The organism is Candidatus Omnitrophota bacterium, from assembly GCA_040755155.1.
GTDB lineage: Bacteria > Hinthialibacterota > Hinthialibacteria > Hinthialibacterales > Hinthialibacteraceae > JBFMBP01.
The window spans coordinates 12,479-34,632 of record JBFMBP010000143.1 but is presented as its reverse complement, the minus strand read 5'-3'; the positions used below and the strand labels follow the sequence as shown (position 1 = coordinate 34,632).

Below are 22,154 nucleotides of genomic sequence, written 5' to 3'. Positions count from 1 at the left end.
GGAGAATCATGGATGGAAGAAATACAATTCGGCGAATTATATGGACGCATCGCCCTTTCTCAGGCTTGCCGTCTATTAGGATTGGGGGATCGCGACAAGGATTCTCCCACTTACGGCTGTTTCGACCGTTATTATTGGCATTATCGCCAGGTGGATTTCGTCAATTCCCGCTTTCAGGAAGCAAGCCAATTTCTTGCTTTGCTTTATATGTACAATCATCCCCAAAACCGCTTTTTTCAAAAAAAGCAAGTGAAAGAATGGGCTTGCGCCGCCGTCAACATTTGGGAGAATATCCAGCGGCGGGACGGCAGTTTCGACGAATACTGGCCTTTCGAACGTTCGTTCTGCGTTACTTCTTTCACGCTGTACGCAACGGCGGAAACCTGCCGCCTTCTGGCTTGCCCTGCGCCGGAAAATTCTATCCGCAAAGCCTGCGCCTGGCTGGCCCGGCATGAAAATCCCGCCGTCCTCAATCAAATGGCCGCTTCCGCCGTCGCCTTGCGCCTCAGCGCCGAGCTGCTTCAAGACGCCGCCATCGAGAACGACGCCCGCCGGCGAATGGACGCCGTTCTCGATCGGCAGGACGCTTTAGGGTATTTTGCGGAATACGGCGGTTTCGATATCGGCTATCTGACGATCACCCTCTCCTGTCTGGCGAAATACTATCTTCACGCGGGAGACGAGAGAGTGAAGAAAGCGATGGCGGCGGCGTTCCGTTTTCTCGATGGCAAGATTTTCGCCAACGGTTCTTTCGATTACCGCCATACCAGCCGCCAAACGCAGTACTTTTATCCCTTCGCTTTTCTCGCCATGAAGGAATGGGAAATTCTTTCACGCCATCGCCGGGGATTGCAAAGCGGCGAAGTTCCCGATCCTTCATGGATGGACGACCGTTACTGTCTGCCGTTGGCTATCGACTATCTGCAAACCGCCGTCTTGGAGGCGGACTTGAATCCTTAGCCAATCCTAAAAACGAGCCGCCGGAGGCAAGGCTTGCCGCGTTTCCATCCTGCTATCCGTCGTTTTGAATCGGGAAATCATTTGTTGCAGAGATACCGCCTGAGCGGATAATTCTTCGCTGGCCGTCGCCGTTTCTTCGCTGACGGACGAATTCTCCTGCGTAACCTGTTCGAGCTGTTTAACGATCTCCTTGATTTGACCGGCGGATTCCGATTGCTCTCTGCATTGCAGGGTGATTTGCTGCACCAGCGTAGAAGCGTTTTTGATTCCAGGGACGACGGTGAGAATCAATCGTCCTGCTTCTTCCGCTTTGCCGACGCTGTTTTGCGCCAAATCGATGATCTCCTTGGCGGCGATTTGACTGCGTTCCGCCAATTTCCGCACTTCCACGGCGACGACGGCGAATCCCTTGCCCATTTCGCCCGCCCGCGCCGCTTCGATGGCGGCGTTCAAGGCCAACAGGTTCGTTTGATCGGCGATATCATTGATGATAGAAATCTTGTCGGCGATCTGTTTCATGGCCGTTACCGTTTCCGTGACGGCTTGACCGCCTTGATCGGCTTCAATAGCGGCGCGGGAAGATACGCCGTCAGTTTCCAAGGCGCTTGTGGCGCTATGTTGGATGGATTGCACTAGGGAATCGATTGTGACCGCCGTATCCGTCAGTTTGTTCGACTGCGCGGCGGCGCCTTGGGCCAGGCTTTGGGATCCGGCGGATAATTCCTCCGAACTGGCGGCCACTTGCTCCGCCGCCTGTTGGATGCCAATCATCACTTCGCTGAGATTGGCGGACATATGATTGAGCGCATGAGCCAGCTGGCCGATCTCGTCTTCTTGATCCACCTCAAGTTTCCGGCTGAAATCGCCATCTGCGACGATTTGGGAGAAGGATACGCCTTTTTTCAAGGGAACGATAATGCCCTTGGCGATGACTATGGAAAGCAGAATTCCAGCAACAATGGCAATAACGCTGATGACGATAACGGCTTTGCGAGTTTTGTCGGCGGCGGCGAGCATTTGCTCGTCCGTCATAATGTTTTCCGTGACGGAGTCGCGCACTTGATTCAATATCCGTTGCACTTCGGCCAGCGCCGGGGTTGTCTTTCCCGTGAAGATGCGGCTCGCTTCTTCCATCGAGGCCATCTTTCCTTGATACCAAACTAAAATTTTATCGATCTCGCCCAGTGTTTGCTGAGCGGCAGGCTGCGTATTGGCGACGTAAAAGTCGAAAGCTTCCTTCCGTCTTCCTTCAGCGAGGAAGCTTGAGATGGCGCGGGCGCTCTCATGCAACTTTTGATGCGGTTCTTCGACGCCCTTTAATAGGGCGGCGAATTCGGGATCGTTTTGCTTATAAATACCGACTTCGGGAGAGATCATCCACTTCCCCAATCCGCATTTCGTTGGATCTAATTCCACGGAGACTGTCGTCGCCGTTTCGTCCAACATGGAGTTTTTGACATTGTGCATCCAATTCAGGTGGTCGATTTTCTTGTCGCGCAGAAAATTGCCCAACTGCTTATCCACTCGAACGAATTTTTGTTGAATCTCGATAGCCGATTCATGAAGATCCTTATGCGGCTTTTCAATTGAGGCCAAGATAGGCTTCAATGCCGGGATTAGTTCTTCCGCCCTTGTTCTTTCCTCGCCGTGATACCATTTGCCGAAGGCGCAGAGACGAGGATCGGTTTGTACTTTGAGTTCGGCCGAGTTTTCGTTTTGGATAAAATTGGCTACTTGTTCGGCCCACTTCAGGTGATCTACGATCCGTTCCACGATCTGGCTTTTCAATTTATTGCCTTCGATCACTTGCCCCGCATTCTTGACGATTCCTCCAATGCCCAAAATCGACCACCCCGCAACGACCATCAATAAGATCAAAACCAAACCAAATCCCACCGCAAACTTACGTCCCAGTTTAATGTCTTTCCATCGTAACATCAGCCATTCTCCTTCAATGAAATTAGATTAAAAAAACAGGATATAGATTATCCCTATCTCCAGATAAAAAAAACAAGCGTAAAATTTATTAATTTTACGCATCAAGCAAAAGGATTAAAGTCCGCTTTTCAATTCTCCCCTAAAATTTTCGAGTGAAATCATATTGCGCAAGGCTCTCCGAGTAATGATATCCGTTTTTAAAAAATCGACGATGGATCGGCTGGAATTTGCGAACCTTTATTTTCTTATCTGTAGGGCTTGCTAAGAAAAAACGAACAAGGAGACCATGAGGAATACTCGGAGGATAGGATAGCGGCCTATGATCCATCGCCGATAAGTTGCTGCTAATAATGAATTTGATGAAAATCCACTCCCGGATTCCACTCCCATGGATGTATAAGAATTGGATTTCCATCCCCTTCGAATTCAGTCGCAATAAGAAAAAAGGTTGATGCCGTTAATGGCCGTTGATCGTAAAAAAATTGGTTCTCTCCGATCATCGATATATAATATAGAGAAAGCGTTATCAAATCTAGTTTTTGTTGCAATATTAGCAATAATGATTATAAACAGATGACAAAAAGATAAAGCCGAAAGGATGCCGGCATGATTCAATGCTTACGGATTCGTTTTTCCTGGCTTATGGCGTTTTTCATGATGGGAGCATTCGCCTGGCCGCAAACCGATCATGGAAATATTGCGCCGACCAGCGAATCGCCGTCTTCAGCCCATCATCCAACCATCGCCGACCCAACGCCGCCGCTCGAAGATTTCATCCGCGAAGCATTGGCGAACAATCCCGATTTGGCGGCATTGCAACAACGCATTTTGGCCGCCCGGGAACGGATTTCGCCAGAAGGCGCCTTGCCTGATCCTATGGTGGAATTCATGGTTCAAGATATCGGATTCCCGGACTACACGATCGGCGACGAGGAAATGTCGATGGCGGGAGTTCAAATCAAGCAGGGTTTGTTGTATCCGGGCAAACTGAAAAGCCGCAAAGCGGCCGCCGAAGCGGAAGCGCGCATCCCCGTGGCGCAATGGCTGGACGCGAAAAACAACCTGATTCTGCAAATGCGCGTCGCCTATGCGCAACTCTACGCCCTTGATTACGAACAAAAATCGTTGGCAATGGGAAAAGAATTACTGGAGATGCTTTCCGCCACCGTCGCTTCGCGCTATAGCGCGGGAACGGCGGAACAGGAAGCGGTCATTAAAATCCAGTTGCAGCTTTCCCGGATCAAAGAAAGAGAAATCGATCTGGCGGCGGAGCGTAAGACTGTGTCCGCATACATCAATCGCTTGCGCGACCGGCGCGACGATCCCATGCTTCCGGAAATCGCAATCCTGCCCGAGCCGCCAGTCGCGGCTTTCGATTCCCCCGATATTGCGTTGAAGAGCGCCCCGAATATCCACATCAGACAGGCGGAACTAGAAGCCGCGAAACGCAAACTCGAAGTGGCTCGTTCGGAATTGAATCCCAATTTCACGGTAGGAATCGGCGCTTTTTCCCGCGGCGGCTTCGATGAAGTTGTTACATTCCAGGTGGATGTCGAATTTCCGCTTTGGAAAAAATGGAAGCAATCGCCCTCCTTGCGCGCCGCCGAACGCGATCTGCAGCAAGCGGAATGGGAACTGCGCGGCGCCGAAGCCATGATCCGCTCCGAAATCGTCCGCCTCCGGGCGGAGTGGAACAAGTCGCAAGAACAAATTTTACTTTACCGCGAAGGCATCTTGCTGCAGACCAGCGCCGCTTTGGACGCCGCCCGCGCTTCCTATCTCACCGGCGGCGGCGATTTCTCTACGGTCGTCGAGGATTTCAATATGTGGCTTGACGCCCGCATGGAACTGGCGCGGCGGGAAGCGGAACGCTTCAAAACCTGGGCGGAACTCGACGCCTTGCTTAGCCAATCGCAGGAAAATGGAGAATCCAACTCATGAAGGCGCGAACCGATAAAATCGTTTTTGGGCTCATTCCTGCCATGATAATCGCCTCTCTTCTGTTTTTGGCGGCGTGCCAAAAAACCAAAGACGAAGCGGCGAAATATCATTGCCCCATGCATCCTACCTATATCTCCGACCGTCCAGGAGACTGCCCTATCTGCGGTATGAGACTTGTTCCTATCGAAGAAAAAACTCCTATCCCAACGGCGTATAAATATCAGTGCCCTATGCATCCGGAAGTGAAATCAAACAATCCCGACGACCGATGTCCCAAATGCGGCATGAAGTTGGAACCCATTCCCACAGCCGCACCCGGCGCTCCGGCGCCGACGCCATCGCCTTCGTCCGAACAGAATCATTCCCACGAATCGCCAATGGAGGGTATGAAAGAACCGTCCGCCGAACCAACGGCGGCGCCGGTTTCCCCTCCTCCAAACCAATCCGGCGAGGCGGCCCAGCATGAAATCTTGTTCTATCGAAATCCCATGGATCCGACGATCACCTCGCCGGTTCCCGCGAAAGATTCGATGGGCATGGATTATGTCCCCGTCTACGCCGATGAAATGCGGCTTCCCGCTTCGGGAATCGAAGGATTGGCCCCCGTTATCTTGAACGAGGAGAGCGCCCTCTTATCGGGAGTTCAAGTCGCGGAAGCCACGCGGGAAACAATAACGTACGATGTCCGCACGGTCGGCTCCGTAAAAGCGGATGAAACCCGCATCCGCCATGTTCATACGAAAATCATGGGGTATATCGAGAAACTCTTCGTGAATTTTACGGGGCAAACAGTGCAGGCGGGACGTCCGATTTTGACCATCTATTCGCCGGAACTGCTCGCCAGCCAACAAGAATACTTGCGCGCCTTGGAGTTTTCCAAACGCTTCCAACAATCTTCCATTCCCGAAGTGCGCCGAGGCGGGCAAGACCTCGTGGAGGCCGCCCGGCAGCGGCTGTTGTTGTTCGATACGCCTCCGAACTTTCTGAATGAAATCGAAAAAACCGGCAAGTCCCAACGCTCCGTCGTGATGAACGCACCGGTTTCCGGATTTGTTACCTCGAAAAATGCTTACGAAGGCCATCAAGTCGAACCGGGCATGGAGTTGTTTTCCATTACCGATCTATCGCGAGTGTGGATTGAAGCCGACTTTTACGAATTCGAGGCGCGTTCGATCAAGATCGGACAAAAGGCATCCGTTTTATTTCCCTACGATCCCACAATGAGGTTGGAAGGGACTGTATCTTATATCTATCCCTACTTGAATCCGGAAAGCCGGACATTGAAAGTGCGCTTCGATTTTCCCAACGCCAATCTGTCTTTGAAACCTTCGATGTACGCCGATATCACGCTGGAAGCGCAAGCTGGAGACGGCGTCATTGTCCCTGATTCCGCCGTGATGGATACTGGCTTGCGCCAGATCGTCTTCGTAAAACAAACCAACGAAACGTTGACGCCCCGCGAGGTGAAAGTAGGCGTTAAAAGCGGGGGCAAAGCGCAAATCCTTTCCGGCTTGCAGGAGGGCGAAAAAGTGGTTGTCAAAGCCAATTTCCTAATCGATTCCGAATCCCGTCTCCGCGCCGCCCTAAGCGGAATGAAATAGTCTCCTTGACGAGAAAGCCTCGCTCATGATTAAGCAAGTTATCGAATTTTCGGCCCATAACCGCTATTTAGTATTGTTGGGTGGTGTGGCGGTTTGCGCGCTGGCGTTTTTTATCCTCTCTGAAATCCGTTTGGACGCGCTGCCGGATTTATCCGATACGCAAGTCATTATTTATTCCAAATGGGATCGTTCGCCGGATATTATCGAAGATCAGGTTACCTATCCCATCATTACAGCCTTGTTGGGAGCGCCGAAAGTCAAAGCCATTCGCGGCTTTTCCGACTTCGGCTTCTCTTATGTTTACGTGATTTTTCAAGATGGAACGGATATCTACTGGGCGCGGTCGCGGGTATTGGAATATCTTAGCAAAATCGTTTCGCGCCTGCCCGAAGGAACGCAGACGGAACTAGGGCCGGACGCTACCGGCGTAGGTTGGGTTTATCAATACGCTTTAGTGGATTCGACGAATTCCCATTCGTTGGACGAACTGCGTTCGTTTCAGGATTGGACGCTTCGCTACGCCTTGCAATCGGTTCCCGGCGTAGCGGAAGTCGCCTCCATCGGCGGCTTCGTGAAACAGTATCAGATCACAGTCGACCCCAACCGGCTCGCCGCCTACCAGATTCCGTTGGATGAAGTTGTGAAAGCGGTACGAGCCTCCAACAACGAAGTCGGCGGGCGGCTTTTGGAATACGCGGGAACGGAGTTTATGGTGCGAGGGCGAGGCTACGCCCATTCAACGAGCGATTTCGAACAGATCGTTTTGAAAACCGGAGAGAATGGAATTCCCGTTTTATTGAAAGACGTCGCTCAAGTCCAAATCGGCCCGGAAATGCGCCGGGGCATTTCGGATTTGGATGGACTTGGCGATCATGTCGGCGGCATCGTCGTCATGCGGCACGGCGAAAATGCGTTGAACGTCATTCAACGCGTCAAGCAAAAATTGAAAGATATCGAACCCTCCTTGCCGAGAGGAGTAAACATCGCCACAACTTACGATCGTTCCGACCTGATTACTCGCGCGATCGAAACGTTGAAGCACGAATTAACCATGGAAATGATTATCGTATCGATCGTGATCGTTATTTTTCTATGGCACATTCCATCCGCCATTGTTCCTATTATCACTATTCCCATTTCCGTGTTGTTATCTTTCATTCCGCTTTATTTTATGGGCGTTACGGTCAATATCATGTCGCTGGCGGGAATCGCCATATCCATCGGCGTTCTCGTGGACGGCGCAATCGTGGAGGTGGAAAACGCCTACAACAAAATCCACCGTTGGCTTTCCGAAGGCCGTAAAGGCGATTTCCACGCCGTCCGTTTGGAAGCGCTGAAAGAGGTCGGCCCCTCGGTCTTCTTCTCGTTGCTGGTCATCGCCGTCGCCTTTTTCCCCATTTTCGCTTTGGTTGAGCAGGAGGGGCGTCTCTTCAAGCCGCTGGCGATATCCAAAAACCTGGCCATGTTTATCGCCGCGCTTCTTGCGGTAACCATCGACCCGGCGTTGCGCATGATGTTCGCGCGCATCGATCCCTTCACTTTTCGCCCGCGCTGGCTGGCATGGATATTCACCCGCATTTTCGTGGGAACCTATTATTCGGAAGAACGTCATCCGATCAGCCGGGCGTTGCATTTCGTCTATGAACCGGCGTGCCGCCTCGTGCTCCGTTTTCCCAAAATAACCATTTTAATAGCCTTATCTATGGTGGCTGTCAGTCTTCCCGTCTATTTTCAACTTGGCTCCGAATTTATGCCGCCGCTGAACGAAGGCGTAATCTTGTATATGCCAACGACTCTGCCCGGAATTTCCATTACTCAGGCGCAAGAATTGTTGGTAACGCAGGATCGCATTCTTCGCCGCTTTCCCGAAGTTGAAAGCGTATTCGGCAAAGCGGGGCGCGCCGATACGTCGACCGATCCCGCTCCCTTCTCCATGATGGAAACCACGGTAGTCCTCAAGCCGGAAGATCAATGGCGGCGCCAAGAACAATGGTATTCGCGTTCGGCGCCGGAATGGGTAAAGCCTTTCCTGCGCCGGATTTGGCCCGAACATATAACCTGGGAAGGCTTGATTGACGAAATGGATCGGGCGTTGCGCATTCCGGGCACGACGAACGCCTGGACGATGCCCATCAAAGGGCGAATCGATATGCTCACCACCGGCGTTCGCACGCCCATCGGCATAAAAATTTTTGGCGATAATTTAAAGGAAATCGAGAATATCGGCAGTCAACTGGAAATGATCCTGCGCGAGATATCCGGAACTCGCAGCGTTTACGCGGAGCGCGTCGCGGGCGGCTATTTCGTCGATTTCATTCCCCGGCGGGATCAATTGGCCCGCTACGGCCTGACGATCGATGAGGTGCAAATGATGATCGTCAGCGCCATCGGCGGAGAAAATATTACTACGACCATCGAAGGCCGCGAACGCTATCCCGTCAATTTGCGCTACCCCAAAGAACTGCGGGACGACATCGACCGTTTGAAGCGGGTATTGGTTCCAACGAAGAGCGGCGCGCAAATTCCGCTGGCGCAACTTACGGATATTCAACTGGTTTCCGGTCCGGCCATGCTGCGGGATGAAAATGGTTTTCTGGCGGGATACGTTTACGTGGATATCGCCGGCCGCGATATTGGGGGATATGTGGAAGAAGCCAAACGAATCGTGCGGGAAAAACTGCCTTTACCCGCCGGTTACGTCCTTCAATGGAGCGGCCAGTACGAGAACATGCTGCGCGTGCGCGAGCATTTGAAGATCGTAGTTCCGGTTACGCTCGCCCTGATTTTCGTTTTGCTCTACGCCAATACCAAATCCGCTTTTAAAGCCATCGTCGTCATGCTGGCCGTGCCCTTTTCCGCCATTGGAGCGATATGGATTTTTTATGTATTGGATTACAACGTTTCCATTGCGGCGTGGGTGGGCGTTATCGCCTTATTGGGTTTGGACGCCGAGACGGGAGTCTTCATGCTCCTCTATCTCGACCTGGCGTTGGATGAAGCGCGCCGGGAAGGGCGCCTGCGGAACGCCGCCGACTTAAACGAAGCGCTGATTCACGGCGCCGTCAAGCGCGTTCGTCCGAAACTGATGACGGTATTGGCGGCGTTTATGGGATTATTGCCAATCATGTGGTCGATGTCCGCCGGAGCCGACGTCATGAAGCGCATCGCCGCTCCCATGATCGGAGGATTAGCGACTTCTTTCCTTCTCGAACTTTTAGTTTATCCTGCGATTTATAAAGTATGGAAAAAACGCGAGCTGTAAATCCGAATTTTACGGTGACGCTCTTAGATTAGATATTGAGAATGCAAACGATTGTTACTCAAGACAATCAAGTGAACCGAACCGTTGTTTCCTTTTTTTTGAGGCGCAATCCGCAATCGAATCGCAGACGAAGCCGCAATGTATGCATGAAGAGAATGAAAATCATGTCAAATCCCGTTTATCGGATTCTACCCGGAAGACGCATCTATTCCGCCGCCTGGAGTGCAGGGAGCGGTTTTTTGCTGGGATATTTTTTCCTTCATCCGATTTCCATGGTCATTTTTCATTTTTTGGATCCAGTCTATGCCCATACTCCTTATGCTCATTCTCTTCCCCATATCTGGAGTCCGCTTTTACATTCGTTTCAACCGGAAATGATTCCCATGGGATTATTATTCGCCCTTGTTGGATCGTCGATAATGATGACGACAGGTTACTTCAGAAATATTATAGAAAATCAAAGAGACGATTTAACTATAGAATTGGACAAAAATGAAAGATATCGTCTTCAATTGGAACAACAGACGGAAGTATTGAAAAAGCAAAACCGGATCTTGGTGGAATTGGAAGAGGAAAACCGGCGCGCAACCCAGTTTTTAGTCCACGATTTAAAGACCAATATAAATTGCATCATTGGCTTTACGGAATTGTCTCTTGAAAAGATATCCAATCCCTCAAATATCCGCGACACTCTTCTGGAAATACTGGCGCGCATTCATCGTCAAGCGAAATATATCGCCGAAACCATCAACAATTTATTGGGATTGACGCGCTTGCGAAAAAGCCAATCGATTCAAAAGTCATTCCATTCCATTCAGTCCCTCTTCGATCGCGTATTGAAAGATTTTCCTTTGCCCAATCAGAAAGAGAGAATTCATATCGGAGAAGAGCATAAAAAATTATCAACCGTATATTGCGACTTTCATTTAATTGGCAGAACGATTTCCAACTTGGCGTCCAATGCGTTTAAACACAATTCTCCAGAAACGCATATCCAAATCGATGCGTACAACTCGCCTGATAACGCTAGCATTATTTTTACCTGTCAGGACAACGGCAAGGGAATACCTTCCGATATCCTGCCGTCGCTTTATCATGAATATCATTACGGCCATACCGCTTCCGACTCCGAATCGACCGGACTGGGATTGGCCTTTTGTAAATTGTCGGTCGAGGCGCATGGCGGCCGCATTTGGTGCGAAAGCCAAGAAAATGTTGGCGCAAAATTCTATTTTTCCATCCCTAAGGAGAAGGAGTAAACAATTATGAAGAATTGCGAAAGAGCCAAACGAGTATTAGTCGTAGATGACGAGCCTGATTTTACGTCCTTATTGGAAATTTTTTTATCGTCCGAGGGATACGAGGTTGTTACCTCTTTGAATGGCGAGGAAGCGCTGAAGAAAATTAACGAATGGACTCCGGATGCCATCACTCTCGATATCCAAATGCCGAAGAAATCGGGCATCGTGTTTTATCGTCAAATCAAATCGACCGCAAAGTATCAACATATCCCCGTCATTATAATTACGGGATTGACGAGGAATGACAAAGATATGAATACGATTATCCATTCTCTTTTAGAACCGGAAAATGTTCCCGTTCCGGATTTTTATCTTGAAAAACCAGTCGATAAAGAAACGCTTTTAGCGACTGTTAAACAATTGTTTCATTCGGAACCATAAATACGACGATTAATACCGACTGCCGCAATCGGAAAATAAAGAACCATCTTGGAGATGAAATTTCTAAGAAATTCGTAGATTTTCACTTGAAACAACCAGTAATTCTTCCTTTAGCTGCTCGGAGGGGCGACATCTTTCCTTCTTGAACTTTTAGTTTATCCTGCCATATATAAAGTATGGAAGAAACGCGAACTGTAAATCCGAATCCTATGGAGAAACCTCCGCGAAAATACGCTTAGGGAGAAGGACTGTTGAATATTATAATCAAATCGCTCCTTGCGGCGGGATTTTTCCATTATTGCTTTATAGCTTGCGCCGCCGATTTCGAACATGGAGCGTTGGCAGGCGACCGGTATCGAACCATTGTCTCCACGGATATTGGCGGAAGCGATCCGGACGATTTTCAGTCCATGATTCACTTTTTGGCTTATTCCGATTTGTTCGATATCGAAGGAATCCTTGCCTCTCCGTGGGGAGAAGGCCGTAAAGAACATATTCTGCAAGTCATCGATCGATATGAACAAGATTATCCTAAGTTGAAAGCTCATTCCGACCGGTTTCCGACTCCGGATTACTTGCGGTCGATCTCCAAACAGGGTGCTATCGACATCGCTCCTTCCCGAGGCTATCGTACTCCGACCGAAGGCTCCCAATGGATTGCCGCCTGCGCGAAAAAAGACGATCCGCGCCCCTTGTATATCCTGACGTGGGGGCTGTTGGAAGACGTTGCGCAGGCGTTGCATGACGCGCCGGAGATTTTGCCGAAACTGCGCGTGATTTTTATCGGAGGTCCGAACAAAAAATGGGGCGTCAACGCTTTCGATTACGTGGAACGCAACTTTCCCGATTTGTGGATTGTGGAAAACAATTCGACGTATCGCGGTTTCTTTAATGGGGGCGATCAAAGCGGTGATTTAGGAAATCTATCGTTCTACCAAAACCATATCAAGGGACATGGCGCCTTGGGTAACTATTTCGGCCATTTCCGGGATGGAGAGATCAAAATGGGAGACACTCCCGCCGTAACCTATCTTTTTTATGGAACGCCGGAGAATCCCACTTTGGACAGCTGGGGAGGAAGATTCAGACCGGTTCGATATCGCCCGAAATTCGTCTTCGACCGGCATACAACCATCAGCGATCAAGTCGAAACATTTTCCGTCGTCGAATTCAATCTAAAAGGTCCCGATGGGGGACCGGTTACGGACAAGGTTCAATTCAAGGTAAAAATCAACGATCAACGGTTCGACGGTTATTACGTTGGCGATGGAATATATCGTTTTCGCCTATGCCCGAAAAGCATGGGTATAGAGTCGTACGAAATTGAAAATCCCCATCCGTGGCTGAATGGAAAAACCGGCCAATTAACCGTCGTGAGCGAAGGAACGCTCGGCCGCCGTCCTTACGAACAAGAACACCGCTTCTGGTGGACGGACCTCCTCGATCCATCTCTCAAAGAAGGAGTACACTGCGGCGCGAAAACGATGAATCAATGGCGCAAAGACATCTTGCGCCATTGGCAAAGACGTTTGAAATGGATTCAGTAATCCGAATTTTCAACTTGCGGGCGAGACGCCCGCGCTCCCAGGCTGTGTAACATGAGTTATTAATATAAATACGGCGACTGGATTACGGTTGTACCTTCTTTCAGACTCAAAATCGCCGTCTTGACGATCGCCTTGGCGATATCGACTTTCTCCTGATTGTCGGAAAGCGGTATTGCGCCGTCGAGCGCCAGTTCGCCCGCCTGCCGCGCAATGCTTTCATCGATGGTTTTGCCTTGCAGAAATTCCTCCGTCTTTTTCGCCCGCCAGGGCGCGGGGGCCACTCCACCCAAAACCAGGCTGGCTTTCTCGCATATTCCATTTTTGATTTCGAGCGCCGCCGCCGCCGAAGCCAGCGCCCAATCGAAACCGTCGCGTTCCTTGAACTTGATGTATGCGCTTCTCAACGGCATCGCCGGAATTTCGATCTCCGTTACGATTTCCTGAGACTTCAATACGTTTTCACGCAGGAAATTCGTTTGCGGCAGGACGAAAAAATCTTCCAGGAGCATTGCTCTCGGCCCATCGGCGCCCTGGATAGAAACACTCGCGCCCAAGGCGACCAACGCCGGGGCGCAATCGGAGGGATGAACGATAAAACACGGCCCCCCGCCAAGAACCGCGTGGTACTTATTTTTCCCCGCAATGGAATAACAGATCGATCCGCCTTTCTTCAAGCAGCTGTATTGCTCGTCGCGGTAGTACCAGCAGCGCGGGCGCTGGCAAAGGTTTCCGCCCAACGTTCCCGCATGACGAATTTGAGGAGAGCCAACCGAAGCCGCCGCTTGAGCCAGCGCCGCGTACCGATCACGAATGACTGGATGACGAGCGATTTCAGAGAGAGGAGTCAATACGCCAATTCTTATCGAAGCGCTTTCTTCCCGGATTCCTATTAATGAATCCAAGCGGGAGAGGCTGACGATGGTTTGCGGCTGCGCGATATGTTCCTTCATTTCGCCGATCAGATCCGTTCCCCCCGCCATGATTTTGACCGACGAGTAATCGTTCCCAAGACGCTGATAGGCGTCCTCGATGGATTGCGCTTGTACATATTCGAATTTGTTCATCGGTTCAGCCCTCCTTTCTCTTCAAGGCTTGCAATACTTTATACGGCGTAATGGGAAGCGAGCGCACCGGCGCGCCCAAGGCGTTGTATACGGCGCAGCCAACGGCGGCGGCGGTGGGTATATGGGGAGGTTCGCCCAATCCCTTAGCGCTGCAATTGTTCACCGGATCGTACACGTCGATTAAAACCACTTCGATCTCCGGCGCTTGTACGGGACTTAGCAGCTTGTAGGTCTCCATGCTGGCATTGATCGGCCGTCCCATCATATTGTCGAGGATGCGGTCTTCGGATAAAGCGTAACTGAGTCCCATAATCGCCCCGCCGCAAATCTGGCTTTCCGCCTGCGCCCGCGCCATGGCGATGCCGCAATCCTGCGCCGCCACAATACGCAAGCAACGCACCCGTCCCGTTTCGGTATTGACTTCCACTTCCGCAAATTGCGCGCCGCGCATCTGCGTTCCAAGGGCGACGCCTCGCACCGTAGGACGCGCCAGGTCTCGCGCCGTGATCGTGATGGGATCCTCGCCCATCAGAGCCGCCGCATCGCGCCAGGGCATGGAGAGATTCGGGTCGCTTAGGGTGGATACTACGCTGTTTTTGCAAACGATATTATCCAGATCGGTTCCCCATTTCTGCGCGACGACAGTGAAAACTTGCCGTTGCGCTTTGAAGCAAGCGCTGCGCACCGCCGGTGCGACGTTGGAAGTAGTAACGCTGCCGCCGCTCATGGGTCCCACCAATCCCAATTGCGTATCGCCGACGAGAACTTTGATATTCTCCAGTTCAATGCAAAGCGTTTCGGCAGCGGCGGCGGCTATGGCGGTGCGGATGCCTGTTCCCAAATCCTGACACGAATTGGCGATTTCCACGCCGCCGTCTGGGTAGAGCGTGCAACGGGCCGTCGCGCCGCCCGCCCCGGCGAAGTAAGGCCAGGTAGTAATGGCGCATCCTACTCCGCGCCGCAGAATTCCCGTTTCGGAACCGTGTTTTTTGAATTTTTCACTCCAGCCGAATCGTTCCGCGCCCGCTTGTAGCGCGTGCAGTCGGCAGTCCAGTTCGCTGGCGCCCACGTTCTTCATGCGGAATTCGACCGGATCGAGGTCCAGTTTGACCGCCAATTCTTCAATGGCCATCTCCAGGGCGTAAGTTCCCTGCGGACGTCCTGGAGCGCGGAAAGCGCGGGACGCGCCCGCGTTCAGGCGCGTGGTCGATTCGCTGACTCGGACATTAGGGCAGTCGTACCCGTCATGATAGGGTGCGGAGTAACTATCCGAACCGCTGTATCCGGTTATGACGACGCATTGCGCGTCGATGGCTGTCAGAGTTCCGTCTTTTTTCCCTCCGATGCGTACGGTCTGGCGGCTGCCCGGCTTGTTTCCGCAACGGACGAGGTCTTCGTAACGGGAAGCCATGAATTTCACCGGTCTTCCCGTATCCTTCGCCATCTTGACGCAAAGGTCGGTAAAATCTTCCGTCTGCAATTTGCTGCCGAAACCGCCGCCCATGTATTCCGAGATTACCCGCGTTTGGCTAGCGGATATTCCTCCTGCCCGTGCGCAGGCTTGTTGGCTCATCCAAATCCCTTGAGTGCTAATCCACACTGTCAACTGGTTGCCGTTCCACTCGGCGACGCAACCGTGGGTCTCTAAAGTACAATGGGGCGTAACTTGGGTTTCGTAGACGGCTTCGTGAATGGCGTCGGCCTGGTTGAAACCGCTGTCGACATTTCCTCGGTTGGAGGGTGAAACGAAGGATACGCGCCCTTCTTGGACGGATTGCGGAACATTCTCGCCAACGTCTCTGCTCGTTGGACCCGCAGCCGCTGCGAAAGATTGTTGCGTGTAGCTCACTTTCACCTTGCGGGCGGCGTCAATCGCCTGCTGAGGGGTTTCGGCGGCGATCACGGCGACTAAGTGCCCAGCATATTGGGCGTTTTTCCCCTGCCCCGCCAACCGCGCATCCACTACTCCCGGCATATTCTGCGCATCGGAAAGATCGATGGCGCCGACGCTGGCCTTAGCGTAAGGGCAAGTAACCATCACGGCGTGCAGCATGTTGGGGCGATTAATGTCGTGCGTGTATTTGGCCTTGCCGGTAACGATCTCCAGAGAATCAACGCGGGGAATGCGTTTGTTTTTTACCACTGAGAAATCGTATCCCATTCCCCATACGCCAGGTTCGTCGTTGGCAACGGAATAGGTAACGTCGCGGATTAATCCATCATGTCCAATCGTAACCGCTACGGTTTTCGCCATGATCTCACCCTCCCATCTTTCGCTTTGCGGTTTCGGCGGCTTTGAAGATTTGCGCGTAAGTCCCGCAACGGCACACATGGCCGGAGACGCCTTCTTTCAATTCCTCTAAACTGGCGGAAGGATTCGCGTTCAACGCCGCCGCCATCGACATGACGAATCCTGGCGTGCAGAAACCGCATTGCATGGCGTCTTCCTCCATAAAAGCTTCCTGCACCGGATGCAGAACGCCGCCGCTCGCCAAACCTTCGATGGTTACGATCTCGCGGCCTTGGGCTTCAATAGCGAGCATCATGCAAGCGTAGACGGTATTACCGTCCAGATAGACAGTGCACCCGCCGCACGCGCCCCTGTCGCAGATCAGCTTGGGGCCGGTGATGTCCAAGCGGTTTCGTAGAACCTCCAGTAGAGTTTCCCTCGGTTCCGCCATAACATCGTAGGCCTTGCCGTTGACAGTCAGGGTCATGGGTACGGCGTCTGGCCCCAATGCCGCGCCGCTTTCCGCCGCTTGACTTGGACGTTCGGCGACCGCCGCCAATCCGCCGGTAATGGCGGATGCCGCCATACTGGTTCCAAAACCTTTCATGAATGACCGGCGAGAAAGCGGGTGATTCGATTCTCCCTCGTGTTTCATGGGCATAAACCGCTCCTTCCTATGAAGAATACGAAAAATTCCATTATTAAAACAACATATTGTAAAAACCCAGATTTTTAGGTAAAACCACGAAATCGAATGGGTTTATCATACCACAAAATCTTTTTAATATCGTTTCAAATCTTTTTAAAAAAAGGAATAGGTTTACGCTGGATTGCGCCGTTGCGGTATGGCGATGCGCCATCAGCGCCAACAATCCAGCATTTCGATGACTGAAGGCAATCGGCGATTTCAGTCATTTCCGGTTCTTGAACATCCGGACGAATTCCGCCGTCAGGTCGATATAGGCGTACCCGTGCTCGAACGTGGCTTCAATATGGCTGAACTCGGCCAGCTCGTTGAATGTGGAGATGTGCAGCCAGTCGGGATGGGAAGCCATCGCCGCTTTAAATGTTCCCCGATAATAGGCTCCAACCGGATCGTCCGGGTAATTCACTCCAAACTTGGTTCGATCTTTCCATCCCGCTCCTGCAAAGCCCCCATTTTTAGTCTTGCGTCCCGGATTTCGGGTTTCGTCGTATCCGGGCGAAATGGTGGCGTGATGCTGCGCCGGTTTGCCGTTTTTGAATCCTTGAGCGTTATTGTAGTCATCGATATGGCCGCGCATGGTCTTCATGAAGTCCGCCAATTGGCAATCCTCGACATCGACAAGCGTATATTCCTCCAGCGAACGGAACGGCCCCAAATATTTCTTCCCTTCGCCATTCATATAGCTGCCGGACATGATGGGAAAGGCGTCAATTCCCGCTTGCTCCAGTTTTCCGAACAAATCTCGCCATTCATCCGGCGTATGTCCCCAAGCCGTCCAGACCATGACGACCGGCCGCCCTTCCACTTTCAACATGGCAGGATGGTTTTTATATTTGTTCAGAAAATAAAACAGGTCATGATACACCGTCTCCATAGGAGACCGTCCATGCTCGAAATCGATCGTGATCTTAAGGTTGTGCGCGACGGCTTTTTCGAAGATGGCGTCCAGAATGTTGTTCGGTCCGTTCGGCTTTTCGTCATACCACCAAGATACGGCCAATGCGTCAATCAAAGCGCGGTTCATTTGCTGCATGTGCTTTTCAATAATGGCGGGGTACCAAGAGTTGTAGGCGCCCACTAGCGGATGCAGGCCTTCCAGTCTTTCCTTACTTTCACCCTCGCTCGAAGTCTTCAACCAATTGTCTTCCTGAAACCAAATATAGTAATAGGCGAGGACGACTTTATCCGTAAAAGCAAAGCCGTTGGACGAGTCTGACGCCGATGCGCAAGGAACCATGCTTGATATCAGCCCATAACAAAATGCGAAAAATAATAAAACGATCTTTTTCATTATCTGCACCTATATATCATTGTCCATTTGAATTCTCTTTCGAAACGGCTGCCTGGCAAAAGAGTCATCCAACGGTTTGCCGTCTAAGTATGCAACCGGGCAATGGCGTATGTATAGATCATTCGGTTGGATGAGACAAGGGTTATTTTTCGCTGAAACGATCCGTTGAGCATTCTCTTCTAAATTTATGCGGTTGCTTCTATCATGGTGGTGAGATTGGCGGCATCGATGGTTACCTATGAAAGAAATAAAATGGATCTTCTTAAAGATTGTAAAGACGGAAAACTTGAAAATGGTTTAAAGTGGCTTTACGAGCCGCAGGAATGGAAAATCGACAACGATGGATTGAGCATCGTTCCTCCGATGCCGAGCGATTTTTTCAGGCCCTACGGCGGAACGCCGATCGACAATGGTTCTCTTCTCTACAAAGAATTTACCGGCGACTTTACGGCGATTGCTCATGCGCGAGCCGAACTTGTAGATTTTGGCGATGCCGCCGCCTTGACCGTTCGCGTCAGTGAAACGCAATGGGCTAAACTTTGCCTGGAGCGCAGTCCCATCGGTGAAACGTCGATCGTCACGGTCGTTACGAATCCGTGGTCCGATGACTGCAACGGCGAACTTGTGACATCCCCCGAGTGTTATCTGCGGCTAACGAGGAAAGGCAGCTTGTTCGTAATGCATTACAGTCTTGACGGAATAAAATGGAGATTCGCGCGCATGTTCATGATGGAAATTTCTGCGAAAGTCATGGTTGGAATCCACGCCCAAGCGCCTTTTTCTTTTGGTTGCAAGGTTTGTTTCCGGTCATTTTCGATCTCGCCGCAAACCATCTCCGATTTCCGTTCGGGAGAATAAAAAAGCATCAAGTCTTCTTCCTCTGCGAGAGGGGAAAAGGTTAAAGTCTCATTCTTTCCCCAAAATGTAGATCCATCGCCCTTGATTTGCTGGAGTGATATTCAGCGTTAGAATGCCGTCTTTAAACGAATGTTCCACGACTTCGCCCCGGCTGCCCGGCGTGGCGCCTTCGGCGATGCAATCCAGTTCGCCGTTCGCCGAGGCGATGGGAAAACGGACTTCCCCAATTCCATGAATTTGCGCTAAATAGATCGCTCCGCCATGAACGCGCCGATTCTCCGTAACCAGCGCGAACGCAATCGAGGGTATCGGCTTGTCAGCGAAAGCATAACTATTGCCGTCTATCGTAATCGATTGGCAATCATGCCCGGCGAAGGCGAGTAATTCGCCATGATTGTTTACTCGATAGGAGACGACATGGCTTCCATCATATGTAACTTCATGGCCGTTGATTTTCATCGCTTCCAAATGAATCGCTTCCGAAGGCGGCGGGAATTTCTCCAGATACTGCCGGTCGCGTTCTTCGTTGCGCGCAAATCCGCCGCTCCAGTTTTCTTCCACGGTCTTTAAATGAGGAGCCAATCCGATCGCGCCGTTGGGAAAACGATTGACAAAGTAATCCGACATTCGGGAAATATATTCGGTATTGTCGTTAACGCCGGAAAACTTGCCGCTGGCCGGATAAGCGCCCAAAGCCGTAAGGATATCGAACCAGGTTCGAATGTCGTATCCCAAGCTCTGCGCCTGATCGTCGCGCGGACGAAATCCCAGAAACGTCAACGAACCGCCGTTCTCCAATTTCTTATGCGTTCCGACAATTTGCTTCTGTACGGACGCGACCGTTTGCGCCGCATCGCGCGGCGAGACGGGGTAAATACGATCGACCAGAAAATGGGTCATAATCATCTGCGGCTCGATCGTCGATAACAGGCCGCTGAAAGCAACTTTCTTGCCTACAGCAATTCGTCCTTCATTCAATCCGGGATCGTAATCCACTCCAAACAGGTCTTGCCAGCGGGAGAGCGTCGCCTCTCCTTCCCGCGACAAGATGGGCGGCGGGCCGCACCAAACTACACGGCCGCCGGTTGCGGAGAATTGTTCGATCATGTCCATCAAACGATGAGAAGGAAACGGTTCGAAGGCGACAGTCAACGTCGTGAATTTCCTTCCTGCTAACTCGATCGTTCCGTCTTGAACTTGTCCCATCTCTAGCAGTTTGGATTGAGTAATATAGTTGGCGTAAGCGTATTGCGTCATCCAACTGCCGAAATGTTCGTCCACCGCTACAAGATCAATGGGATAAAGCGTCAACACGTCCACGTCTCGGTGTTGCCCGTCCTGAATGATCGAGAAGGCGGGAGCGCCAGACGCTCCCGCCGCGCTGACCAGCGACGATCTCCGGCGGCTCAGCTCGTTGGGCATCCCCCAATGCGCCGCATAAGACAGAGGAATGTCGTTAATGATTCCCGTGGACGCCGCCAGGGCGATGCCGGTGTAATTGCGGTCGAGCCATCCGCATTCGCAATGGTCGTTGCCGTTGCCGGTCAAAAAGTCTCCCCAACGAAAATAGTCGTAACATGCCGACGCCGCCTGGTGCACTGTCTCCGACCAAACGAAATCGGAGGTATACTCGTAATTCGTGCTGTATCGATGTCCCTGCCCGCCGTCCCAAAGATCGATGGTGGGGCTTTCCGCCCAGGTGGCGTGAGCCACGGAATAAAGCAGGCGGCCGTATCGCTTTTCCGCATGTTGCTTGGCTTTGGCGAAAAGTTCGACCACCTTATCCTGCAAGAAGCGGTAATAGCGCGAACGAAACAAAGCCGTGCGGCGGATGTCTTCCACCGATCCGCCGAAGACATGCTGCAAGGGTTGCTTGGCCTGCATGTCGTTGCGGTAGTCTTCCTGTCCTTCAGTGAAAAAGATCATATACTTGGCGAAATCGCGGTATTCGTCCCCATAAGCGTCCGCGAAGGCTTTAGCGAATCCGTCGCTGACATACCGCAGGGCGAACTCGCCGTTGTCATGGTGGCTGAAATATCCCCAATCTTGCTGGATGTGCATTTCGTCGGAATAGAGGGCGTTGAGTTGAATGCCCGCATCGACGTATTTATTGACGAGGCTTTCCAAAAAGGGATAGGCGTTTACGATGAAGTAATCCATCTCCGGCGTTTTATATTGCTGTACGACCAGAACCCGATTAAGCGGGCCGATATCCGTCATACCTTCCCCGTAAACGCGAATGCGCTCCGCCCGGTAATCCCCCCGATCCTCCGCCATGCCCGGCCAGCGTTCCACTTTGGCGGTGGATGTGATTTCAACAATCGATTGTGGATCGACAGCCAAGTATGGCGTCCCAGCGAGGCGGCGCTCCCTAAAAGCAAATACGCGCTCGCCCGCATCCTCCAAAAGGATAGCGCCTTTGTTGTTAGCCCATTTTTTCTGCTGCCAGAGCTGTACGCTGTAGGCGCCGGTCTCCGTATCGCGAAGGCCTTTGCGGTAGTGCAACCATTTACCCGATTCGCCCGTGCGCTGGGTATATGCGGTTCCCACTTCCAGCGGGCTGAGCAGACTCAGTTCCAATCCCAAACCGTAGGACTCGGCGAACTTGGCGATCTTGGCCATCTTCTCGATGTATTCGTCCATATCGGGCGTCAGTTTGCGGGGAGTCTCTTGGCCGGGACGGTATTGGCGAAAAAATTGATCGAACGCAATGTACAGCGTAGGGTGAGCATGAGCCTTCGCCCTCTCGCAAACGTCGCGCAGGCTTTCCACTCGCTTGTCGAAAGACGTGCTCAGATCAATTTTCTTGTCGGGATCGGTCAAATCATCCAAGTCCTGGTCGTTTACCAGAATGATCCCCGATTTACCCAAATCGAACGCCCAAGGTCCTGGGTATCGAATCAAATCGGTTTCATAAACTTTCTCCGGCGCCTTCTCAACCTCCGTATCCGCGAATAACGGATGGTTAACAAGAACGCTCCCCGCCAATATAATTGAAAAATAACAATTGCTAAAATTACGATCGATTCTCATACGCATGGAAACCTTTCCACAATATTTGCCAATAGATCGAC

14 protein-coding genes are annotated in these 22,154 nt (G+C 51.6%); 8 read left to right on the top strand and 6 right to left on the bottom strand.

Going from position 1 to position 22,154, the window contains the following annotated elements:
• Positions 1-960: hypothetical protein (locus AB1656_21650; GenBank protein MEW6238002.1), on the top strand; the 960-nt coding region annotated here is incomplete at its 5' end.
• Positions 961-966: 6 nt separating this feature from the next.
• Here the strand turns inward: AB1656_21650 and AB1656_21645 are convergent.
• Positions 967-2,898, bottom strand: a complete 1,932-nt coding sequence (locus AB1656_21645) for a methyl-accepting chemotaxis protein (protein ID MEW6238001.1) — start codon at positions 2,896-2,898, stop codon at positions 967-969.
• Between the two features lie 606 nt (positions 2,899-3,504).
• On the opposite strand from AB1656_21645, the gene AB1656_21640 reads away from it, so the two are divergent.
• The 6 genes from AB1656_21640 (at position 3,505) to AB1656_21615 (ending at position 12,931) form a co-directional block, all read left to right on the top strand.
• Entirely contained in the window at positions 3,505-4,839 is a 1,335-nt protein-coding gene (locus tag AB1656_21640; protein ID MEW6238000.1) for a TolC family protein, read from the top strand.
• Positions 4,836-6,440: an efflux RND transporter periplasmic adaptor subunit gene (locus AB1656_21635; protein ID MEW6237999.1), complete on the top strand. Its 1,605-nt coding sequence runs from the start codon at positions 4,836-4,838 to the stop codon at positions 6,438-6,440. The genes AB1656_21640 and AB1656_21635 overlap by 4 nt, the downstream gene beginning before the upstream one ends.
• 25 nt (positions 6,441-6,465) lie before the next feature.
• Positions 6,466-9,702: a CusA/CzcA family heavy metal efflux RND transporter gene (locus AB1656_21630; protein ID MEW6237998.1), complete on the top strand. Its 3,237-nt coding sequence runs from the start codon at positions 6,466-6,468 to the stop codon at positions 9,700-9,702.
• A 164-nt stretch (positions 9,703-9,866) separates the two neighbouring features.
• Positions 9,867-10,961 carry a HAMP domain-containing sensor histidine kinase gene (locus AB1656_21625; GenBank protein MEW6237997.1) on the top strand — a complete coding sequence of 365 codons (1,095 nt, stop codon included), beginning with the start codon at positions 9,867-9,869 and terminating at the stop codon, positions 10,959-10,961.
• Between the two features lie 6 nt (positions 10,962-10,967).
• Positions 10,968-11,384 carry a response regulator gene (locus tag AB1656_21620; GenBank protein MEW6237996.1) on the top strand — a complete coding sequence of 139 codons (417 nt, stop codon included), beginning with the start codon at positions 10,968-10,970 and terminating at the stop codon, positions 11,382-11,384.
• Between the two features lie 251 nt (positions 11,385-11,635).
• Complete coding sequence (locus tag AB1656_21615) at positions 11,636-12,931, top strand: nucleoside hydrolase-like domain-containing protein (GenBank protein MEW6237995.1); 1,296 nt, start codon at positions 11,636-11,638, stop codon at positions 12,929-12,931.
• A gap of 59 nt (positions 12,932-12,990) precedes the next feature.
• Here the strand turns inward: AB1656_21615 and AB1656_21610 are convergent, their stop codons facing one another.
• The 4 genes from AB1656_21610 to AB1656_21595 all read right to left on the bottom strand — a co-directional run bounded on the left by AB1656_21610 (position 12,991) and on the right by AB1656_21595 (position 18,168).
• Positions 12,991-13,995, bottom strand: coding sequence for a xanthine dehydrogenase family protein subunit M (locus tag AB1656_21610; GenBank protein ID MEW6237994.1), 1,005 nt, complete (start codon positions 13,993-13,995; stop codon positions 12,991-12,993).
• A 4-nt stretch (positions 13,996-13,999) separates the two neighbouring features.
• Complete coding sequence (locus AB1656_21605; protein ID MEW6237993.1) at positions 14,000-16,249, bottom strand: xanthine dehydrogenase family protein molybdopterin-binding subunit; 2,250 nt, start codon at positions 16,247-16,249, stop codon at positions 14,000-14,002.
• 4 nt (positions 16,250-16,253) lie between these two features.
• Complete coding sequence (locus AB1656_21600; GenBank protein ID MEW6237992.1) at positions 16,254-16,886, bottom strand: (2Fe-2S)-binding protein; 633 nt, start codon at positions 16,884-16,886, stop codon at positions 16,254-16,256.
• Positions 16,887-17,136: 250 nt separating this feature from the next.
• Positions 17,137-18,168, bottom strand: coding sequence for a hypothetical protein (locus AB1656_21595; GenBank protein MEW6237991.1), 1,032 nt, complete (start codon positions 18,166-18,168; stop codon positions 17,137-17,139).
• Between the two features lie 306 nt (positions 18,169-18,474).
• Between AB1656_21595 and AB1656_21590 the strand changes: the two genes are divergently transcribed.
• Positions 18,475-19,080, top strand: a complete 606-nt coding sequence (locus AB1656_21590; protein ID MEW6237990.1) for a DUF1349 domain-containing protein — start codon at positions 18,475-18,477, stop codon at positions 19,078-19,080.
• 48 nt (positions 19,081-19,128) lie between these two features.
• On the opposite strand, the gene AB1656_21585 is transcribed toward AB1656_21590, so the two are convergent.
• Complete coding sequence (locus tag AB1656_21585) at positions 19,129-21,984, bottom strand: hypothetical protein (GenBank protein MEW6237989.1); 2,856 nt, start codon at positions 21,982-21,984, stop codon at positions 19,129-19,131.
• Positions 21,985-22,154: the final 170 nt, after the last annotated feature.

Coding starts and splice junctions, on each gene's coding strand:
- AB1656_21645 (MEW6238001.1), bottom strand. CDS start 2,898: ATGTTACGATGGAAAGACATTAAACTGGGACGTAAGTTTGCGGTGGGA.
- AB1656_21640 (MEW6238000.1), top strand. CDS start 3,505: ATGATTCAATGCTTACGGATTCGTTTTTCCTGGCTTATGGCGTTTTTC.
- AB1656_21635 (MEW6237999.1), top strand. CDS start 4,836: ATGAAGGCGCGAACCGATAAAATCGTTTTTGGGCTCATTCCTGCCATG.
- AB1656_21630 (MEW6237998.1), top strand. CDS start 6,466: ATGATTAAGCAAGTTATCGAATTTTCGGCCCATAACCGCTATTTAGTA.
- AB1656_21625 (MEW6237997.1), top strand. CDS start 9,867: ATGTCAAATCCCGTTTATCGGATTCTACCCGGAAGACGCATCTATTCC.
- AB1656_21620 (MEW6237996.1), top strand. CDS start 10,968: ATGAAGAATTGCGAAAGAGCCAAACGAGTATTAGTCGTAGATGACGAG.
- AB1656_21610 (MEW6237994.1), bottom strand. CDS start 13,995: ATGAACAAATTCGAATATGTACAAGCGCAATCCATCGAGGACGCCTAT.
- AB1656_21605 (MEW6237993.1), bottom strand. CDS start 16,249: ATGGCGAAAACCGTAGCGGTTACGATTGGACATGATGGATTAATCCGC.
- AB1656_21600 (MEW6237992.1), bottom strand. CDS start 16,886: ATGCCCATGAAACACGAGGGAGAATCGAATCACCCGCTTTCTCGCCGG.
- AB1656_21595 (MEW6237991.1), bottom strand. CDS start 18,168: ATGGTTCCTTGCGCATCGGCGTCAGACTCGTCCAACGGCTTTGCTTTT.
- AB1656_21590 (MEW6237990.1), top strand. CDS start 18,475: ATGGATCTTCTTAAAGATTGTAAAGACGGAAAACTTGAAAATGGTTTA.